The 19,448-nt window shown below is 59.9% G+C and carries 16 protein-coding genes; 13 read left to right on the forward strand and 3 right to left on the reverse strand.

The window, feature by feature from the left end; translation table 11 throughout:
* The first annotated feature begins 128 nt into the window (after positions 1-128).
* Positions 129-2,975, forward strand: coding sequence for an RNA polymerase-associated protein RapA (gene rapA / locus ACP7C6_RS15110; protein WP_028619262.1), 2,847 nt, complete (start codon positions 129-131; stop codon positions 2,973-2,975).
* A 141-nt stretch (positions 2,976-3,116) separates the two neighbouring features.
* On the opposite strand, the gene ACP7C6_RS15115 is transcribed toward rapA, so the two are convergent.
* The gene (locus tag ACP7C6_RS15115; RefSeq protein ID WP_068935525.1) at positions 3,117-4,463 is read right to left on the reverse strand and encodes a spinster family MFS transporter; all 1,347 of its coding nucleotides are present in this window, start codon (positions 4,461-4,463) and stop codon (positions 3,117-3,119) included.
* A 251-nt stretch (positions 4,464-4,714) separates the two neighbouring features.
* Between ACP7C6_RS15115 and ACP7C6_RS15120 the strand changes: the two genes are divergently transcribed.
* The 3 genes from ACP7C6_RS15120 to ACP7C6_RS15130 all read left to right on the forward strand — a co-directional run bounded on the left by ACP7C6_RS15120 (position 4,715) and on the right by ACP7C6_RS15130 (position 9,867).
* Positions 4,715-5,080 carry a YkgJ family cysteine cluster protein gene (locus ACP7C6_RS15120; protein WP_016975074.1) on the forward strand — a complete coding sequence of 122 codons (366 nt, stop codon included), beginning with the start codon at positions 4,715-4,717 and terminating at the stop codon, positions 5,078-5,080.
* Between the two features lie 140 nt (positions 5,081-5,220).
* Complete coding sequence (locus ACP7C6_RS15125; RefSeq protein ID WP_426108943.1) at positions 5,221-7,485, forward strand: putative bifunctional diguanylate cyclase/phosphodiesterase; 2,265 nt, start codon at positions 5,221-5,223, stop codon at positions 7,483-7,485.
* Between the two features lie 204 nt (positions 7,486-7,689).
* The gene (locus ACP7C6_RS15130; protein WP_068935521.1) at positions 7,690-9,867 is read left to right on the forward strand and encodes a hypothetical protein; all 2,178 of its coding nucleotides are present in this window, start codon (positions 7,690-7,692) and stop codon (positions 9,865-9,867) included.
* 290 nt (positions 9,868-10,157) lie between these two features.
* On the opposite strand, the gene ACP7C6_RS15135 is transcribed toward ACP7C6_RS15130, so the two are convergent.
* Positions 10,158-10,460, reverse strand: coding sequence for a DUF2288 domain-containing protein (locus ACP7C6_RS15135; RefSeq protein ID WP_017530446.1), 303 nt, complete (start codon positions 10,458-10,460; stop codon positions 10,158-10,160).
* A 340-nt stretch (positions 10,461-10,800) separates the two neighbouring features.
* On the opposite strand from ACP7C6_RS15135, the gene ACP7C6_RS15140 reads away from it, so the two are divergent.
* From ACP7C6_RS15140 to ACP7C6_RS15180, 9 genes are all read left to right on the forward strand, one after another.
* On the forward strand, positions 10,801-11,928 hold the full coding sequence (locus ACP7C6_RS15140; RefSeq protein ID WP_028619258.1) for a branched-chain amino acid ABC transporter substrate-binding protein: 1,128 nt from the start codon (positions 10,801-10,803) through the stop codon (positions 11,926-11,928).
* A gap of 226 nt (positions 11,929-12,154) precedes the next feature.
* Positions 12,155-13,078 (forward strand): high-affinity branched-chain amino acid ABC transporter permease LivH, encoded by a 924-nt coding sequence (gene livH / locus ACP7C6_RS15145; protein ID WP_028619257.1) that lies wholly within the window; start codon positions 12,155-12,157, stop codon positions 13,076-13,078.
* A complete protein-coding gene (locus ACP7C6_RS15150; RefSeq protein ID WP_028619256.1) occupies positions 13,075-14,328 on the forward strand; it encodes a high-affinity branched-chain amino acid ABC transporter permease LivM in 1,254 nt (417 codons plus the stop codon). The genes livH and ACP7C6_RS15150 overlap by 4 nt, the downstream gene beginning before the upstream one ends.
* Positions 14,325-15,092, forward strand: a complete 768-nt coding sequence (gene livG, locus ACP7C6_RS15155) for a high-affinity branched-chain amino acid ABC transporter ATP-binding protein LivG (protein WP_010212365.1) — start codon at positions 14,325-14,327, stop codon at positions 15,090-15,092. The genes ACP7C6_RS15150 and livG overlap by 4 nt, the downstream gene beginning before the upstream one ends.
* 1 nt (position 15,093) lies before the next feature.
* Positions 15,094-15,795, forward strand: a complete 702-nt coding sequence (locus ACP7C6_RS15160) for an ABC transporter ATP-binding protein (RefSeq protein WP_017844798.1) — start codon at positions 15,094-15,096, stop codon at positions 15,793-15,795.
* A gap of 247 nt (positions 15,796-16,042) precedes the next feature.
* A complete protein-coding gene (locus tag ACP7C6_RS15165) occupies positions 16,043-16,339 on the forward strand; it encodes a BufA1 family periplasmic bufferin-type metallophore (protein WP_010212367.1) in 297 nt (98 codons plus the stop codon).
* 23 nt (positions 16,340-16,362) lie between these two features.
* A complete protein-coding gene (locus ACP7C6_RS15170) occupies positions 16,363-17,241 on the forward strand; it encodes a DUF692 domain-containing protein (RefSeq protein WP_426108944.1) in 879 nt (292 codons plus the stop codon).
* The gene (locus tag ACP7C6_RS15175; RefSeq protein WP_426108945.1) at positions 17,238-18,014 is read left to right on the forward strand and encodes a DNA-binding domain-containing protein; all 777 of its coding nucleotides are present in this window, start codon (positions 17,238-17,240) and stop codon (positions 18,012-18,014) included. Before ACP7C6_RS15170 ends, ACP7C6_RS15175 begins: the two co-directional genes overlap by 4 nt.
* Positions 18,011-18,496, forward strand: coding sequence for a DoxX family protein (locus ACP7C6_RS15180; protein ID WP_028619253.1), 486 nt, complete (start codon positions 18,011-18,013; stop codon positions 18,494-18,496). Before ACP7C6_RS15175 ends, ACP7C6_RS15180 begins: the two co-directional genes overlap by 4 nt.
* Here the strand turns inward: ACP7C6_RS15180 and ACP7C6_RS15185 are convergent.
* On the reverse strand, positions 18,493-19,401 hold the full coding sequence (locus tag ACP7C6_RS15185; RefSeq protein ID WP_028619252.1) for a LysR family transcriptional regulator: 909 nt from the start codon (positions 19,399-19,401) through the stop codon (positions 18,493-18,495). The genes ACP7C6_RS15180 and ACP7C6_RS15185 overlap by 4 nt on opposite strands.
* Between the last annotated feature and the right edge of the window lie 47 nt (positions 19,402-19,448).

Raw genomic sequence — 19,448 nt, forward strand, 5'->3', positions numbered from 1 at the left:
AGTGCCCGCCACCCGTCGATTCGGCCTCCGGCCCCCCACGTATACGGAGTAGTTTTTGTCAGAGTCCTTGGGCGTGGGGGCTTGTTCCGTTAAGATAGTCGGCTTTTTCACGGCGGGAGTCAGGCAGCATGGCGCAGCAGTATCAACCGGGGCAACGCTGGATTAGTGACAGCGAAGCAGAGCTGGGGTTAGGCACCGTTCTGGCACAGGACGGCCGCTTGTTGACCGTGCTCTATCCGGCCACTGGCGACACCCGCCAGTATGCGCTACGGAATGCGCCCCTCACTCGCGTGAGGTTTTCGCCGGGTGACAGCATCACCCACTTCGAAGGCTGGAAAATGACCGTACAGGAAGTCGACGACGTCGACGGCCTGCTGGTGTATCACGGCCTCAATGGGCAGAACGAGCAGGTCACCCTGCCGGAAACCCAACTCTCCAACTTCATCCAGTTCCGCCTGGCCAGCGACCGTCTGTTCGCCGGGCAAATCGACCCGCTGGCCTGGTTCTCGCTGCGTTACCACACGCTTGAACACACCAGCCGCCAGTTGCAGTCCTCGCTGTGGGGCCTGGGTGGCGTGCGTGCGCAACCTATTGCTCACCAACTGCACATCGCCCGCGAAGTCGCTGACCGTATCGCGCCACGGGTGTTGCTGGCCGACGAAGTGGGCCTGGGCAAGACCATCGAAGCTGGCCTGGTGATCCATCGCCAATTGCTGTCGGGCCGCGCCAACCGCGTGCTGATCCTGGTCCCGGAAAACCTGCAGCACCAATGGCTGGTGGAAATGCGCCGCCGCTTCAACCTGCAAGTTGCCCTGTTTGACGAAGAACGCTTCATCGAAAGTGATGCCACCAACCCGTTCGAAGACACACAGCTTGCGCTGGTAGCCCTGGAGTGGCTGGTGGACGACGAGAAGGCCCAGGACGCACTGTTCGCCGCCGGCTGGGACTTGCTCGTGGTCGACGAAGCTCACCACCTGGTATGGCACGAAGACAAGGCCAGCCCCGAGTACTCGCTGGTCGAACAACTGGCCGAAGTGATTCCTGGCGTACTGCTGCTCACCGCCACCCCCGAGCAATTGGGCCAGGACAGCCACTTCGCACGCCTGCGCCTGCTCGACCCGAACCGTTTCCACGACCTCGCCGCCTTCCGCTCCGAAAGCGAGAACTATCGCCCGGTGGCTGAAGCCGTGCAGGAGCTGCTGGACAAGGGGCGTCTCTCCCCTGCCGCACATAAGACCATCCAGGGTTTCCTCGGCAACGAAGGTGAAGCCCTGCTGACCGCCGTCAACGATGGCGACACCGAAGCCAGCGCACGCCTGGTGCGCGAGCTGCTCGACCGTCACGGCACTGGCCGCGTGCTGTTCCGCAACACCCGCGCCGCCGTGCAGGGTTTCCCGGAGCGCAAGCTGCACGCCTACCCGCTGCCAAACCCGGACGAATACCTCGAGTTGCCGCTGGGCGAGCACGCCGAGCTGTACCCGGAAGTCAGCTTCCAGTCGCAGCCGGATATTGAAGAAGAAAACCGCTGGTGGCGCTTCGACCCGCGCGTCGAGTGGCTGATCGACCAGCTGAAAATGCTCAAGCGCACCAAGGTCCTGGTGATCTGCGCCCACGCCGAAACCGCGATGGACCTGGAAGACGCGCTGCGCGTGCGCTCCGGTATTCCGGCCACGGTGTTCCACGAGGGTATGAACATCCTCGAACGTGACCGCGCCGCCGCCTACTTCGCTGATGAGGAGTTTGGCGCCCAGGTGCTGATCTGCTCGGAAATCGGCAGTGAAGGCCGCAACTTCCAGTTCTCCCATCACTTGGTGCTGTTCGACCTGCCGTCCCACCCCGACCTGCTGGAACAGCGGATCGGCCGTCTGGACCGGATCGGCCAGAAACACGTGATCGAACTCCACGTGCCGTACCTGGAAACCAGCCCGCAAGAGCGTCTGTTCCAGTGGTACCACGAAGCGCTGAACGCCTTCCTCAACACCTGCCCGACCGGCAACGCCCTGCAGCATCAGTTCGGCCCACGCCTGCTGCCGCTGCTGGAGAACGCCGACGACGGCGAGTGGCAAGCCCTGATCGACGAGGCCCGTGCCGAGCGCGAGCGTCTTGAAGAAGAGCTGCACACTGGTCGCGACCGCCTGCTGGAACTCAACTCCGGCGGCGCGGGTGAAGGTGATGCGCTGGTCGAGGACATCCTGGAGCAAGACGACCAGTTCGCCCTGCCGATCTACATGGAAACCCTGTTCGACGCGTTCGGCATCGACAGCGAAGACCATTCGGAAAACGCGCTGATCCTCAAGCCCAGCGAAAAGATGCTCGACGCCAGCTTCCCCCTGGGCGACGACGAAGGTGTGACCATCACCTACGACCGCAACCAGGCGCTGTCGCGCGAAGACATGCAGTTCATCACCTGGGAACACCCGATGGTACAGGGCGGCATGGACCTGGTGCTGTCCGGCTCCATGGGCAACACCGCCGTGGCGCTGATCAAGAACAAGGCGCTGAAGCCGGGCACCGTGTTGCTGGAACTGCTCTATGTCAGCGAAGTGGTTGCCCCACGCTCGCTGCAACTGGGCCGCTACCTGCCGCCGGCCGCCCTGCGCTGCTTGCTGGATGCCAATGGCAACGACCTGTCGAGCCGTGTGTCATTCGTGACCCTCAACGATCAGTTGGAAAGCGTGCCACGGGCCAGCGCCAACAAGTTCATCCAGGCCCAGCGCGACCAACTGACGCCACGGATCAACGCGGGCGAAGAGAAGATCACCCCGCAACATGCCGAGCGTGTGGCCGAGGCCAAGCGTCGCCTGGCGGCGGACACCGACGAAGAACTGGCGCGCCTGACCGCGTTGCAAGCGGTCAACCCGACCGTACGTGACAGTGAGTTGGTGGCCCTGCGTACCCAGCGTGAGCAAGGTTTGGCCATGCTGGATAAGGCGGCGCTGCGACTGGAAGCGATTCGAGTCCTCGTAGCCGGTTAATTTACTGTAGTGAGCGGGCTTGCCCCGCGCTGGGCGGCGAAGCCGCCCCAAAACCAGACGCCGCATTCTTTCAGAGAGAATGCGGCGTTTTTTATGGGGGCGGCTTCGCCGCCCAGCGCGGGGCAAGCCCGCTCACTACAATCAGGCAGGGACGCTAGCAGCCGGCACCTCCACCCCGCTCAACCCCTCCTTCATCTTCTTGGCATCGCGCACAAAACTGCGTGACGCCTGGAACAGAAACAGCATGGTCAAGAACAGCGCCACCGGAATCAGGTACATGGCGTCATGCAACCCCACCGCTTTATAAGCTTCGGTCATCTGCTCCGCCCCAGCCGCATACATCGCCGAGTGGGCGAAATGATCGGAAAGCCCGCCCACCACGATCGGTCCCATCCCACCGCCCAGCAAATACAGCCCGGCAAAAAACAGCGCCATGGCCGTGGCCCGCAGGCGCGGCTCGACCACGTCCTGAATTGCCGTGTACACGCAGGTGTAGAAGTTATAGGCAAACAACCAACCCACGCTGAACAGCGCCACGAACACGCCAATCTCGATGCGCCCGGCGTGCAACGCCCAGGCGGTGGTCACGGTGGAGATGATCAAGCTGAACGCGGCGAACAACAGGCGACCATTGGCAACACGCTGGTGGATCTTGTCAGCGACCCAGCCGCCGAGGGTCAGGCCCACCAGGCCGGTCAGACCGACGATCACACCCGTGGCAACGGCGGCTTCCTGCAACGGCATCAGGAAATAACGCTGCAGCATCGGCACCAGGAACGAGTTGCAGGCATAGGTCGCAAAGTTGAAGCACAACCCGGCCAGCACCAGCCACAGGAAGGTCGGCACCGCCAGTACGCGGCGGATCGGGCGGTCGACGCGCTCCTGGGAGACTTGCACGGTTTCGGCGGCGCCGCGCTTGGGCTCCTTGATATAGAACATGAACACCGCCAGGATCATCCCGGGTACCGCCGCGATAAAGAACGGCGCGCGCCAGCTGTCGAACGCCTTGACCATCCAGCCGATGGTGAAGAACGCCAGCACCAGCCCCAACGGCAGGCCCAGCATGAAAATGCCCATGGCCCGCGCGCGACGGTGCGCCGGGAACAGGTCGCCAATCAGCGAGTTGGCCGCCGGCGCATAACTGGCTTCGCCAATGCCAATGCCCATGCGCACCAGCAAAAACGTCCAGAAACTGCCGACCATGCCGTTGACCGCCGTCAGCCCGCTCCAGGCAAACAGGCCCCAGCCCATCAGTTTACTGCGCGAGCCGGTATCGGCCAGGCGCCCGAGAGGCAAGCCGGCAATGGCGTAGACGATGGTGAAGGCGGTACCGATGATGCCGAGCTGGAAGTCGCTCAGGTGCCATTCCATACGGATTGGCTCGATGATGATCGCCGGAATCGTGCGATCGAAGAAGTTGAACAGGTTGGCCAGGAACAGCAGGAACAGAATGCGCCAGGCATTCGCCGCTTGGGTCGAGTTCTGCATGGGTCCGTCTCTTTTATTGTTATGAGAGCTGCGATGCCCGATGCATCCTGCCCGGTACCTGCAACATAGTCAGACGGCACCCGGTTGTCTGTAATGATTCGTAAAGCTGATAGGGCATGATTTCGCCCGGCAGCACGGGACTTCGCCTACAAAAATATAAGTTCCTGCCCCCCTTCCCAACGGCCATGGCCCGGATAGAATGGCGAGCCTTCCGTAACACCCCACTCCTACTTTTCTTATCGATGACGCCCATGTCCGAAGCCAGTCCGTGTCTGAATTGCGGTGCCTGCTGTTCACACTTCCGTGTGTCTTTCTTCTGGGGAGAGTGCGCCTCGTCGGGGGGCACGGTGCCCGATGACCTGGTGGTACAGATCAACCCCACCCGCGTGGCGATGATCGGCACCGACCAGAAACCGGCGCGCTGCTGCAGCCTTGAAGGTGAAGTAGGCCAAGGCACCCGATGCACGATTTACGAGCAACGCTCCAGTGTGTGCCGCGAGTTCGAGTCCTCCTGGTATGAGGGCGTGCACAACGCCGATTGCGATGCAGCCCGCGCCGCGTTTGGCCTGGCGCCGCTGGAAGCACCGTTCGAACTGGACCTGCCCATCAGCGCTTAGCATCAAACGCTATGGGTGGCATGACAAAATCGTAGACAAGCAAAGTGCCATTACTCCTTGGCGAATTCTCCTACACGTCTACACTCGTCCACATAGGTCATCGCCGTAGGCAGTGACGTGACTCTATGACGGGACATGCTATGGAATGGCTGGGTCTGCATTTTTTTACCGAGCTTCCAGAGAGCGGGCACTTATTACTCAATTGCAGTCATAACCCCTTCCTGGTACTGCTCGCTTATCTGGTCGCGTGCGCGGCGGGTTTCGGCACGCTGGACATGGCCGAACGCGTCGGCCATGTCGAAGACCCTACCGCGCGGCGCCATTGGCGCTGGCTCGGGGCGGGTTGCCTGGCAGGCGGCATCTGGTCCACCCACTTCATCAGCATGTTGGCCTTCCAGGCCCCGATTGCGATCCATTACGAACTGTTCATGACGTTCGCCTCCTTGCTGATCGCACTGATCGCGTCGTTGATCGCCATGCAAACCCTCAGTCACTCCAACCTGCGCTTCCACCAGTACTTACTGGCGTCGCTCTGGATGGGCATCGGCATCGCCCTGATGCATTACGTCGGCATGTCGGCCATGCGTTCCCAGGCCCAGGTGTATTTCGAAACGCGGCTGTTCTTGGCCTCGATCGGCATTGCCATCGGCGCCAGCCTGGCGGCCTTGCTGCTGTCGAGTTACCTGCGCAACGGTGCCGGAGTGTTCCACCAGTTGCTTAAATATGCCGCCAGCCTGGTGCTCGGCGCCGGCATTCTCAGCATGCACTTCACCGGCATGGCCGCCATGCGCCTGATGGTGCCGAACGGGGCGGACCTGTCGCTGCCGCTGGACAACAACCCGATTCAACTGGGCCTGTCGGTCGCCGTTATCACCCTGCTGGTGATCGGCAGCAGCATCAGCGCCGCCTTGGCCGACAAGAAGCTGCAGCACAAGGAACGTGACCTGCGCCGGGTCAATGCGCTGCTCAGCGAACTCGATCAAGCCCGCGCTTCACTGCAACAGGTGGCCCACTACGACGCCTTGACCAGCCTGCTCAACCGCCGGGGTTTCAACCAGATCTTTGCGGAAAAGCTCGCCGAAAAAACCGCCTCCCACGGCATGATGGCGGTGATTTTCCTCGATATCGACCACTTCAAACGCATCAACGACAGCCTCGGGCATGACGCTGGCGACCAATTGCTCACCGTGCTGGCCGGACACATCAAGAGCTCGGTGCGCAGCCACGCCGATGTGGTCGCGCGGTTTGGCGGCGATGAGTTCTGCATCCTGATCAGCATCCACCACCGCGACGAAGCCCGGCACTTGGCCCAGCGCATCATGCAACAGATGAAAGAACCCATCGAGCTGGCCGGCCGGCGCATGGTGATGACCACCAGCATCGGCATCAGCCTGTTCCCCGACGACGGCCTGACTTGCGAAGAGTTGTTGAAAACCGCCGACCTGGCGCTGTATCAGTCCAAGGATGCCGGGCGCAACAGCCTGAACTTCTTCAGCTCCAACCTGAAAACCCGCGCCTTCCTCGAACTGCAACTGGAAGAGGAACTGCGCGGCGCCCTGCGCACCCGTAACCAACTGGTGCTGTTCTATCAACCGATCTTCGACATGAAACTGGGCAAAGTCACGCGGCTGGAAGCCTTGGTGCGCTGGCAACATCCACAGCATGGCTTACTGGCCCCGGACCGCTTTATCGGCATCGCCGAAAGCAACGGCCTGATTGCCGAATTGGACCACTGGGTCCTGCGCCAAGCCTGTCACGACCTGAGCCTGCTGTCTGAACGGGGTTATACCGACCTGACCATGGCGGTGAACTGCTCGGCCCTGAACCTGGCCCGTGATGAGCTGGCGGATGAAATCGAAGACGCGTTGCGCTTCAGCGGGATCGGCGCCAACCGCCTGGAGCTGGAAGTCACCGAAAACGCCCTGATGGGCAATATCAGCAGCACCTTGGCGTTGTTGCGGCAGATCCGCGCGTTGGGCGTGTCGTTGGCCATCGACGACTTCGGCACCGGCTACTCGTCCCTTGCTTACCTCAAGCGCTTGCCACTCAACACGCTGAAGATCGACCGCTCATTTATCCAGGATATTCCCAAGTCCACCGCCGATATCGAGATCGTCCAGGCGGTGATTGGCATGGCCCACACCCTGCACTTGCAGGTGGTGACCGAGGGCGTGGAAACCCAGGCCCAACTCGAGCTACTGCACAAGCATGGCTGCGATTACGTGCAGGGTTATCTGCTCAGCCCGGCGGTACCGGCCAGTGACATCATCGGCGTGATGCAGGGCATCAACCAGCGCAACCCACTCCCCCCGCCTAGAGGGTCTGGTACCAAGGACGGCAGTTCGCCGCAAGACGCCTCCCCAAACCGTGGCAGCTCCACGTCCATTGTCAGGCCAATTCGCTGACGCCGAATCTTTGGCATTTCGCCATCATCTACCTAAAGAACGCCGACGAACGGCCGATTCATCAGAGTCCGGCCAGGTTTTCCCTGAAAACACTAGGGTTCATCCCACTCGACCAGGACAAGGACGCACTGTAAAGTCGCGAACTCTCATTCCGTGATGGCTATTTGATACCTTCCAGCCATCCGCCCAGGCACATGGCGCACAATGACTTCTAAAAATAACTCTGCCACCGTGGTATCTGACGTGTTGCTCCCAGCTCCTGCGGACAAGCCCTCAGGTTCAAAGTCATTGAGCACCGCCCGCCCGCTGGCCACCCAGCAATACCTGTACTTCACCGAAACCAATACCGACCGCATCCTCGACAACCTCGACGGCCTGCGCGACATGGTGTTCCCGCGCCCGCCCCACTTGGAAGGCGACAACGATCCGCGCAACGAGCAAGAATTTCCCTCGGTGTGCCTGATCGGCCTGGGCCGTTGTGGTTCGAACATCGCACTCGACGTCGCGGAGCTGGTTTACAACGCACGCAAGTTCTACCTGAACGAATTCAGCAACGAAGACAAATCGCAGGACAAGGGCTACAGCCCGGCCCAGTGGATCCGCAATAACCTGCGCCTGGGCGGCGGCAAGGCCACCAAGCCGGTGTTCCTGGTGGAACCACTGGTGATGCTCGGCGACCTGGACAAGGATATCGCCGGGCGCATCCGTTTCTCGCGCAAGGGCGAAAAAAGCGGCTTCCTGCGCGACTACAGCAAGATGAAAATCATGGACCTGTCGGAAGTCCATGCCGGTGGCGCCGGTAACGCGCCGATCCTCGGCCAGTACCTGGCCAAGATCATCCTCAATAAAGACACCCAGCGTTTTTCCAGCCCTGACTGGAAGATGATCCACTCGTACCTCATCGACTCCTGCGGCATCAAGGCTAACCAGTCGCGCCTGTACTTCTCGATCTTCAGCGCCGGTGGCGGCACCGGCTCAGGCATGGCCTCGGAGTTCGGCCTGGCCCAGCAGCACTCGTACATGAACAAGACGTTCGACACCAAGCCCGCCGACGAGCACGACAGCAAAAGCGGCCATGCCTTTGTGTTCGAACCGATCTTCACCAGCGGTATTTGCGTGCTGCCGAACATCTCCGACCACCGCAGCGAAATGTCCGAGGCGCTGCACATCAACGCCGGGCGCCTGCTGTGCAAATACCTGTCGGAAGAATGGGACTTCTCGTACAACTTCGCCAATGAAGACAGCAGCGAAGCCAGCGTGAAGGGGCGTATCCGGCCGTGGAACGCAATGATGTTGATCTCCAACGACATCATGCGTTATGCCGAAGAAAGCGATGACGGCAATATCCAGAACATTGACGTCAATGCCATGGAAAAACACGCCAACCAGTACATTTCCCAGCAGATCTTCAACATCCTCACGGCCCAGGCCGTGACCACCGACTACGACCAGAACTACTTCCGTCGCGCCGGGATCGACATTGGTGAAACCATTCGCCTGGATGCCAACGACCTGTTCATGAGCCTGGCCGGCCCTGTGGCAATTGCCTATGCCGAGTCCGTCGTCCCGGAAACCCCGGCGCCGTCGAGTGACAAGTTCAAGGTGTTCGAGAAAGAACCGCAACGCCTGAACATCGACGACCTGTTCTTCCGCTCCATCGACCTGCCACACTTCAACAAGGTCACCCAGGCCATCGAAGGCATCAGCCTGCTGCCGATCGAGTCCAAGCGCTACAAGGCGTCGCTGGAGCAGTACAAGAATTCGGGCTACGACGCGGCCGCATTGCACGACCTGCACTTCTTCAAGAACTGCTCGTCGGTGGTGTCGATTGTTTCGTTACCCAAGGACTACAAGCTGTCCTACATGGACCTGAACCGGCTCAAAACCCACCTCAACAGCCTGTTCCCCAACACCACCCTCAAGCGCTATGCCCTGGTGATTGGCGCATCGGCCAACTTGTCGCTGACCACCTTGATCGCCAAGAGCCCATGCCTGTCGGATGATTTCCTCACGCTGATCGTAGCCTTCATCAAGCGCTGCTTTGCGCGCAACCCGTACCGCTTCGATGACACGCTGGACAACTCGATCCTGGACTTCATTATCCACGAGGACTTCGACGAAGACCGTATCGACGAACTGCTCAACGAGTTCGAAAACCCGGCGAAGATCCTCGACACCAACTGGTACGCGATCAAGCCGATGTATGAGAAGAAGTACCGGGAGCTGATCAACGACAAAGACAAGTTCGTTTCGATCAATGACATTCGCCTGTCACGGGATTGCGTGAAGAAGGCGATCAAGTACCTGCGTGAGATTTACCGTCACCGGATTGGCAAGACCAAGGTTATCTCCTTGAACAACCATACCGGCAAGACGGCTTAGACCGAGCCGCGCCCATCGCAGGCAAGCCAGCTCCCACACTTGGAATGCATTTCAAATGTGGGAGCTGGCTTGCCTGCGATGACGGTCTGTATTGCAAAAAATGTATAGCCCTGCCACACCACGAAACAATTCTGCAGCCGTTTAGCCGCCCACCCAACTGTTCCCGTGACGTGCACGTCACCCTCGGCTGTGACCTTTCTCTACGGCAAGATGCCATCACCGCTTCAGCGGTTACTCCGCTACACACTTCCCTCGGCAAAAAACGCGCACCTTTTTCGTGCAGACTTTTCTCACGCCGCCCTTTCCTGGATCAGAATCCACGGCGAGACCACCACCGCCCACAGGCTCGGATCACGCTCCACCAGGTCCAATGCCCGCGTCGCAGACACTTCGCCAAGGCTACCCGCGGCCAGCCAGGCAGCGACTTTGTCACGGTTGTCCTCGGCCATTCCCTCGGCGGCTTCGATCAAATCCAGGCCGGCGTCGACCCACAATAGGGCACCCTTGGCAAAGAACGGCTCAAGCTCCTTCCAGGATATTTCGGCGGTTTCACCGAGCAGCTTGGCATAGAGGGTGCTAGGTTCTTGCGTCATGGGAGTTCACCTGAGTAAAAAACGGCGCAATCATAACGTCGTGGCTCTTGTAGAAAAACCCAGTTGCAAATGAGTTACCGAGAGAAAGTGTCAGGAAAGCCAAGGATTGCCCGAAACTCTGGCATCGCCCCGCCGCAATTCTGTCTTTTTCTTTCATTTAAGCGACACACCCGGGTTTTGCCCCCAGCAGCCAGCTTTTCAAGCGATCAACCGGCGCTCTACACTGTACCGGTACAGTTGCCAGGGCACTGCCGGGGGGATATCCGAGATATCTGATCCGGTTCTGCAGCTCACAAGGCCGCTAGAACTATAAAAAATACAACAGTAAGAGTGGAGCACTATGAATAAGGCTACTAAGCAGATTTCCAAACTGTTTGCCGCTATGGTCCTGGCTGGGGTTGCCGGCCATTCGTTCGCAGCCGACACCATCAAGATCGGTATCGCAGGTCCTAAAACCGGTCCAGTGACGCAATACGGCGACATGCAATTCATGGGTGCCAAACAAGCCATCGCCGACATCAACGCCAAGGGCGGCGTCGACGGCAAGATGCTTGAGGCCAAGGAATACGACGACGCTTGCGATCCTAAACAAGCCGTTGCCGTCGCCAACAAAGTGGTCAACGACGGCGTCAAGTTCGTGGTCGGTCACCTCTGCTCCAGCTCCACTCAACCCGCCTCCGACATCTATGAAGACGAAGGCGTGATCATGATTACCCCGGCTGCCACCAGCCCGGAAATCACCGCCCGTGGCTACAAGCTGATCTTCCGCACCATCGGCCTGGACAGCGCCCAAGGCCCGGCGGCCGGCAACTACATCGCCGATCACGTGAAGCCGAAGATCGTTGCCGTACTGCACGACAAGCAGCAGTACGGTGAAGGCATCGCCACCGCCGTTAAACAGACCCTCGAGAAGAAAGGCACCAAGGTTGCCGTCTTCGAAGGCCTGAACGCCGGCGACAAAGACTTCTCCTCGATCATCCAGAAACTCAAGCAAGCCAACGTCGACTTCGTCTACTACGGCGGCTACCACCCTGAGCTGGGCCTGATCTTGCGCCAAGCCAAGGAAAAAGGCCTGAACGCCAAGTTCATGGGTCCAGAGGGCGTCGGCAACGACTCTATCTCGCAAATCGCCCAGGGCGCATCCGAAGGCCTGCTGGTGACCCTGCCTAAATCCTTCGACACCGACCCGGCCAACAAGGCCATCGTTGAAGAGTTCGCCAAGAACAAGCAGGACCCAACCGGTCCGTTCGTGTTCCCAGCCTACTCGGCCATTGAAGTGATCGCCGGCGGTATTACCGCTGCGAAGAGCGAAGACACCGCCAAAGTGGCAGCCGCCATCCACGCGGGCACCTTCAAGACCCCTACCGGCGATCTGAGCTTCGACGCCAAGGGCGACCTGAAGGACTTCAAATTCGTGGTCTACGAATGGCACTTCGGTAAACCAAAAACCGAAGTTTCCCCTCAGTAAGCCAGGCGTTACTGGTCCAACAAGCCCACTGTGAGAGCAGTGGGCTTTGTTTTACGAGGTTTATGGGCCTGTCACCCGCGATCCGGGCGCTGGCTCACCTGAAAATCTTAAAACCGTCACCAGCGGTTCGCTGGCAAACGCTTTGTGCAACCTGGTCAAAGAACAGGGCACAGGCCGGAAATGACTCCACCAGTGAAATGCGTATCGGGTTTTTAGGAGCGCTGTAATGCCTGAGATCTATCATTTTTTCCAACAGCTGGTTAATGGCCTGACCATTGGCAGCACCTATGCCTTGATAGCCATTGGCTACACAATGGTTTACGGCATCATTGGAATGATCAACTTCGCCCATGGCGAGGTGTACATGATTGGTTCCTACGTGGCCTTTATCGCCCTTGCCGGGTTGGCCATGATGGGTATCCACTCCCTGCCGCTGTTGATGACCGCCGCGTTCCTTGCGTCGATCGTCGTGACCAGTGCCTATGGCTACAGTATCGAGCGCGTTGCGTATCGTCCCTTGCGTGGCAGCAACCGTTTGATCCCGCTGATTTCCGCCATCGGCATGTCGATTTTCCTGCAGAACACCGTATTGCTGTCCCAGGACTCCAAGGACAAGTCCATTCCCAACCTGATCCCGGGGAGCATCTCCTTCGGCCCAGGTGGCGCACAAGAAGTGCTGATTTCGTACATGCAGATCCTGGTCTTTGTCGTCACCCTGGTGGCGATGCTCGGCCTGACCCTGTTCATCTCCCGCTCCCGTCTGGGGCGCGCCTGCCGGGCTTGTGCCGAAGACATCAAGATGGCCAACCTGCTGGGCATCAACACCAACAACATTATCGCCCTGACCTTCGTGATCGGCGCCGCATTGGCAGCCGTTGCGGCGGTGCTGCTGAGCATGCAGTACGGCGTGATCAACCCCAACGCCGGTTTCCTGGTAGGCCTCAAGGCCTTTACTGCGGCGGTTTTGGGCGGCATCGGCAGTATCCCGGGCGCGATGCTCGGTGGCCTGGTGCTGGGTGTGGCCGAAGCCTTTGGCGCCGATATCTTCGGCGACCAGTACAAGGACGTCGTGGCGTTCGGCCTGTTGGTTCTGGTGCTGTTGTTCCGTCCGACCGGCATCCTGGGCCGTCCGGAGGTTGAGAAAGTATGAGCAGATATCTTAAATCGGCGTTCTTCAGCGCGCTGTTGGTTTGGGCGGTTGCGTTCCCCGTACTCGGCCTCAAGCTGAGCATTGTCGGCATCAACCTGGAAGTGCATGGCACCGGTCCCGTGACCCTGACCATCATCGCCCTGTGCTCGGTGCTGATGTTCCTGCGTGTGCTGTTCACCCAGCAGGTCGGTGCCTTGTTCAAGGGCAACCGTGGCCCTCTGGTATCGCCTAAGGTCAGTCAATTCCTGACCCTGCCGCGTACCCAGCGCTACATCATCATCGGCCTGATCGTGGCCGCGTTGATCTGGCCGTTCTTCGGCTCGCGCGGCGCGGTCGATATTGCCACCCTGATCCTGATCTACGTGTTGCTGGGCCTCGGCCTTAACATCGTGGTCGGCCTGGCCGGCTTGCTCGACCTGGGTTACGTGGGTTTCTACGCCGTAGGTGCCTACACCTACGCGCTGCTCTCGCACTACCTGGGCTGGGGCTTCTGGATCTGCCTGCCCTTGGCGGGCATGGCGGCGGCAACGTTCGGCTTCCTGCTGGGCTTCCCGGTACTGCGCCTGCGCGGTGACTACCTGGCGATCGTGACCCTGGGCTTCGGTGAAATCATCCGACTGTTCCTGCGTAACCTCACGGATATCACCGGCGGCCCCAACGGTATCAGCAGCATCCCCAAGCCGACGTTCTTCGGGCTGACGTTCGACCGTAGCGCCGCAGAAGGCATGCAGACCTTTCACGAGTACTTCGGGATCGACTACAACCCGGTGAGCAAAGTGGTGTTCCTGTACCTGGTGGCACTGCTGCTGGCACTGGCTGCACTGTTCGTGATCAACCGCCTGCTGCGCATGCCGATCGGCCGTGCATGGGAAGCGCTGCGTGAAGATGAAATCGCCTGCCGTGCACTCGGCATGAACCCGACAGTCATCAAGCTTTCGGCCTTCACCCTCGGGGCAACCTTTGCCGGTTTCGCCGGCAGTTTCTTCGCCGCTCGCCAAGGCCTGGTAACGCCGGAGTCGTTCACCTTCATCGAGTCGGCAATTATCCTCGCTATCGTGGTACTGGGTGGCATGGGCTCGCAATTGGGCGTGATCCTGGCAGCAATCGTGATGATCCTGCTGCCGGAATTGATGCGTGAGTTCAGCGAATACCGCATGTTGATGTTCGGCGCCATGATGGTGCTGATGATGATCTGGCGTCCTCAAGGCCTGCTGCCCATGCAACGTCCACACATGGAGCTGCGCAAATGAGCCGCGAGATCCTGAAAGTCGAAAACTTGAGCATGCGCTTCGGCGGCTTGCTGGCGGTCAACGGCGTGGCCCTGACCGTGAAAGAAAAACAGGTTGTGGCACTGATCGGCCCGAACGGCGCCGGCAAGACCACGGTGTTCAACTGCCTCACCGGTTTCTACAAGCCGAGCGGTGGCAGCATCCTGCTGGACGGCCAGCCGATCCAGGGCCTGGCCGGTCACGAAATCGCCCGCAAGGGCGTGGTGCGGACCTTCCAGAACGTACGGTTGTTCAAGGACATGACGGCGGTCGAAAACCTGCTGATCGCCCAACACCGTCACCTGAACACCAACTTCTTCGCAGGCCTGTTCAAGACCCCGGCGTTCCGCAAGAGCGAGCGCGAGGCCATGGAGTACGCCGAGTACTGGCTGGACAAGGTCAACCTGACCGAGTTTGCCAACCGCCCGGCCGGCACCTTGGCCTACGGTCAGCAACGTCGCCTGGAAATCGCCCGCTGCATGATGACCCGTCCGCGGATCCTCATGCTCGACGAACCAGCCGCCGGCCTGAACCCCAAGGAAACCGAAGACCTCAAGGCGCTGATCAGCGTGTTGCGTGAAGAAAACAACGCCACCGTGCTGTTGATCGAACATGACATGAAACTGGTTATGAGCATTTCCGACCACATCGTGGTGATCAACCAGGGCACACCGTTGGCCAACGGGACGCCGGAGCAGATCCGCGACAATCCTGAAGTGATCAAAGCCTATTTGGGGGAAGCGTAAAATGCTGCAATTCGAAAACGTTTCCACTTTTTACGGCAAGATCCAGGCCCTGCACAGCGTCAACGTCGAAGTGCGCCAGGGTGAGATCGTCACGCTGATCGGCGCCAACGGTGCCGGCAAATCGACCCTGTTGATGACCCTCTGCGGTTCGCCCCAGGCCCACAGCGGCAGCATCCGCTACATGGGTGAAGAACTGGTGGGCCAGCAATCCTCACACATCATGCGCAAGAGCATCGCGGTGGTACCGGAAGGCCGTCGTGTGTTCTCACGCCTGACGGTGGAGGAGAACCTGGCCATGGGTGGGTTCTTCACCGACAAGGGCGATTACCAGGAGCAGATGGACAAGGTGCTGCACCTGTTCCCTCGGCTCAAGGAGCGCTTCAGCCAGCGCGGCGGCACCATGTCCGGCGGCGAGCAGCAAATGCTCGCCATCGGCCGGGCGCTGATGAGCAAACCCAAGCTATTGCTGCTGGATGAACCTTCACTGGGCCTGGCACCGATCATCATCCAGCAGATCTTCGACATCATCGAACAGCTGCGCAAGGACGGTGTGACGGTGTTCCTGGTGGAACAGAACGCCAACCAGGCGCTGAAAATCGCTGACCGTGCCTATGTGCTGGAAAATGGCCGGGTGGTGATGCAAGGCACTGGCGAGCAGTTGCTGACCGATCCAAAGGTGCGCGAGGCATATCTGGGCGGCTAAGGTTTTCTTGCTGAAGGAACCGGCTTGAACAATGTGGGAGCGGGCTTGCTCGCGAATGCGGTGGATCAGTCAACGATGCAGTGACTGACATACCGTATTCGCGAGCAAGCCCGCTCCCACATTTGTTTTGCGTGAAGCGAAATTTTTAATTTTTTTGAAGCCGGTGTAACGAATTCCATCCCCCCCTCTCTAGTGGTACAAGCAGGCATTCAAGCCCGCCAACTCAACCCACTGCTGGAGATACACCATGACTACCAAACTGTCCGCCGCCACCCTCGTCCTGGCCCTCGGTTCCGCCCTGAGCCTGTCCACCCTGGCCACCACCGCCCACGCTGCCGACGACATGCAGAAATGTTTCGGCGTCGCTGAGGCCGGCAAGAACGATTGCGCCGCGGGTGCAGGCACTTCCTGCGCCGGCACCTCAAAAACCAAGGATCAAGCCAACGCCTGGAAACTGGTCCCGGCCGGCACCTGCCTCAAAACCCCAAGCTCCACCTCGCCGACCGGCTTCGGCCAGGAAGCAGCCTTCACCGCCAAGTCCTGAAACCTCGCAAAACCTGAGTACTGATGATGACCCTTTCATCCCTGCAAGCCGTCTCCCAGGCTCAGGCGCCCGGCCTCCCCCGTCGGGCCGGGCTGGGGCTCAAGCATGAGCATTTCATGGACGTGCTGGAGACCTGGCCCGACATCGGTTTTTTTGAAGTGCACGCCGAAAACTACATGGTGGCCGGCGGCCCGTTTCATCATTACCTGGGGTTGATCCGAGAGCAGTACCCGCTGTCCTTGCACGGCGTGGGCCTGTCCATCGGCGGCGATGGCCCGCTGGACCGTGCGCACCTGGCACGGTTGGCCGCGCTGATCGAACGCTATCAACCCCACTCTTTTTCCGAACACCTGGCCTGGTCAAGCCACGGCCCGGTGTTCCTCAATGACCTGCTGCCCCTGGCCTACGACAGCGCGACCCTGCAACGGGTATGCGAACACGTTGACCAGGTGCAGAGCACCCTCAAGCGCCCCATGCTGCTGGAAAATCCGTCGACTTATCTGCAATTCCAGCGCTCAACCCAGGACGAGACTGACTTCATCAGCGAAATTATTCGCCGCACTGGCTGTGGTTTGCTGCTGGATGTAAACAACGTTTACGTGTCGTGCATCAACCATCAACGCGATCCACTTGCCTACATCGACGCGTTGCCATTGCACGCGGTGGGCGAGATTCATCTGGCCGGTTTTGCCGAAGACACTGACAGCCTCGGTGATCGCTTGCTGATCGATGATCACGGCGCACCTATCGATAACGCCGTGTGGCAGCTGTACGAAAAAGTACTGGCGCAGGTCGGCTCGGTAGCAACCCTGATCGAGCGGGATAACCAGGTGCCGGCGTTTGGCGTACTGCTGGCCGAGGCTCAACGGGCTGACTGGCATCTGTCGCAGGTGAACCCATGAGCCTGCATGACGATTTCGCCGAGGCATTATTGGCGCCGGACCTGGCCTGTCCCGATGGCCTGTTCAGCAGCAATGGTGCCGACCCCGCCAGCCGCTTCGTGGTGTATCGCAACAATGTGCACAGCTCGTTGATCAACGCGCTGGCAACGGCTTATCCGGTGACATTGCAACTGGTGGGCGAAAATTTCTTCCGAGCGATGGCCGGCCTGTTTGTACAGGTTTGCCCACCCACCACCCCGTTGATCAGCGAGTACGGCAGTGCGTTCGCGGCGTTTATCCAGGATTTCGAGCCTGCCGCCAGCGTGCCCTACCTGGCCGATGTCGCGCGCCTGGAACGCTTGCGCGTACGGGCCTATCACGCAGCGGATACCCCGCCGATGGACCAGCAGACGGTTCTCCAAGCGCTGCAAGGCCAGACAAACCTGGGGACATTGCGCCTGCAACTGCATCCCTCCCTCGCCACTTTGACTTCAGCCTATGCGGTGGTATCCATCTGGGCCGCGCACCAGGCCGAGGGCGGCTTGGCCACTCTGAATCCCTGGCACGCCCAGGGTGCGCTGGTCATGCGTCGGGGCCTGGAAGTTCAGGTGTTAGCGATCGACCACGGCTCAGCCACGTTTATCGACAGCCTGGCCCAGGGCACGCCTTTGGAAAAAGCCGTGGAGCAGACGCTTGAAACGTCCGCCGAGTTTGACCTGCACCAATGCCTGACGCTGCTGATAAACCACAGCGCCATCACTCATTTGCATCCAGAACAAAAGGTGTCGCCATGAATACTCGTCCGTCGTGCCTGATCAACCGGGTCATCGCGCTTTTCGAACAGATCCCTTACAGCCTGATCGCTTTTCTCGCGCGCTTTTCCATCGCCGCGGTGTTCTGGAAATCCGGGCAAACCAAAGTCGAAGGCTTCGCGATTGATTTGATCAGCGGCACCTTCCAATTCGGCGAACCCAAATTGGCGGCCTCGACATTGCCGTTGTTTCGTAGCGAATACCACGTGCCGTTGCTGTCACCGGAAATCGCGGCGCACATGGCGGCATTTGCCGAGCATTTTTTCCCGGTGTTGATTCTGGTGGGCTTCGCTACACGCTTCTCAGCCTTGGCCCTGATCGGTATGACCCTGGTGATCCAGTTGTTCGTCTACCCGGACGCCTACCCGACTCATGGCACCTGGATCGCGTTGCTATTGCTGCTCGTGGCCAAAGGGCCGGGACGTCTGTCCATCGATCACCTGATCGCCCGTCGCTGCGCTTAAAGCCGATCCAGCGCCTCGCCGCTACGCTTGAACCAATCCACCAGGTAATCGGCCAACACCTGGGTGCGGCGCGGCAAACCACCCTGATAGGGATGCACCAGGTACATCGGCATGCTCCGTGTCTGATAATCGCGCAGGAGCCAGCGCAAGCGGCCGTCAGCCAATTCTGCAGGAAGCACATAGGACGGCAGCCGCGCGATACCGGCGCCCACCAGCGCGGCCTTTTTCAGCAGGTTGTAATGGTTTGAGGCAAACGTGCCGCTGACCCGCACCCGCAGCAACTCGTGCTGCTGGTGGTACAGCCACTCTTCACGCCCGCTGTAATGGCTGTTGAGCAGGCAAGTATGCGTGGCCAGGTCGGCCGGGGTCTGTGGCTCGCCATGTTGTTCAAGGTACGCCGGGCTGGCGCATGTCATCTCATGCCAGGCCAGCAGCGGCTTGGCCACCAGGCGCTCGTTTTCAATCGCGCCTGAGCGTACCCCCAAATCAAAACCATCCCGCGCCAGATCGCGATAACTGTTGTTGAGCTCCAACTCGATCTGCACCTGCGGGTACTGCTTGGAAAACTCCAGCAACAACCCGTCGAAGAAGGTCTCGCCCAACGACACCGGCACCGTCATGCGCACCGGTCCGGCCAGGTCGTCCTTGAGCCGCGCCAATGCCTGTCGGGCGCGATCCACCTGCACCACCAATGCCTGGGCCTGGGGCAGCAACGCCGCACCCGCGGCTGTCAGGCTGAGTTTGCGCGTGGTGCGGTGCAGCAAGACCACGGAAAACCGCGCTTCCAACTGGCTGATCCGCTTGGACAACTGCCCTTTGCTGCAGCCCAGTTGCTCAGCAGCCACGGTGAAACTGCCGGCCTCGATCAGCACGGCAAACGCCGCCAGGTCATCCATCTCACTCATGGATTGTTTCCATTTGAAAACCAAAGGTTGCCTATTAGCGCGTTTAT

Source organism: Pseudomonas sp. TWR1-1-4, from assembly GCF_049897165.1.
Taxonomy (GTDB): Bacteria; Pseudomonadota; Gammaproteobacteria; order Pseudomonadales; family Pseudomonadaceae; genus Aquipseudomonas; species Aquipseudomonas canadensis.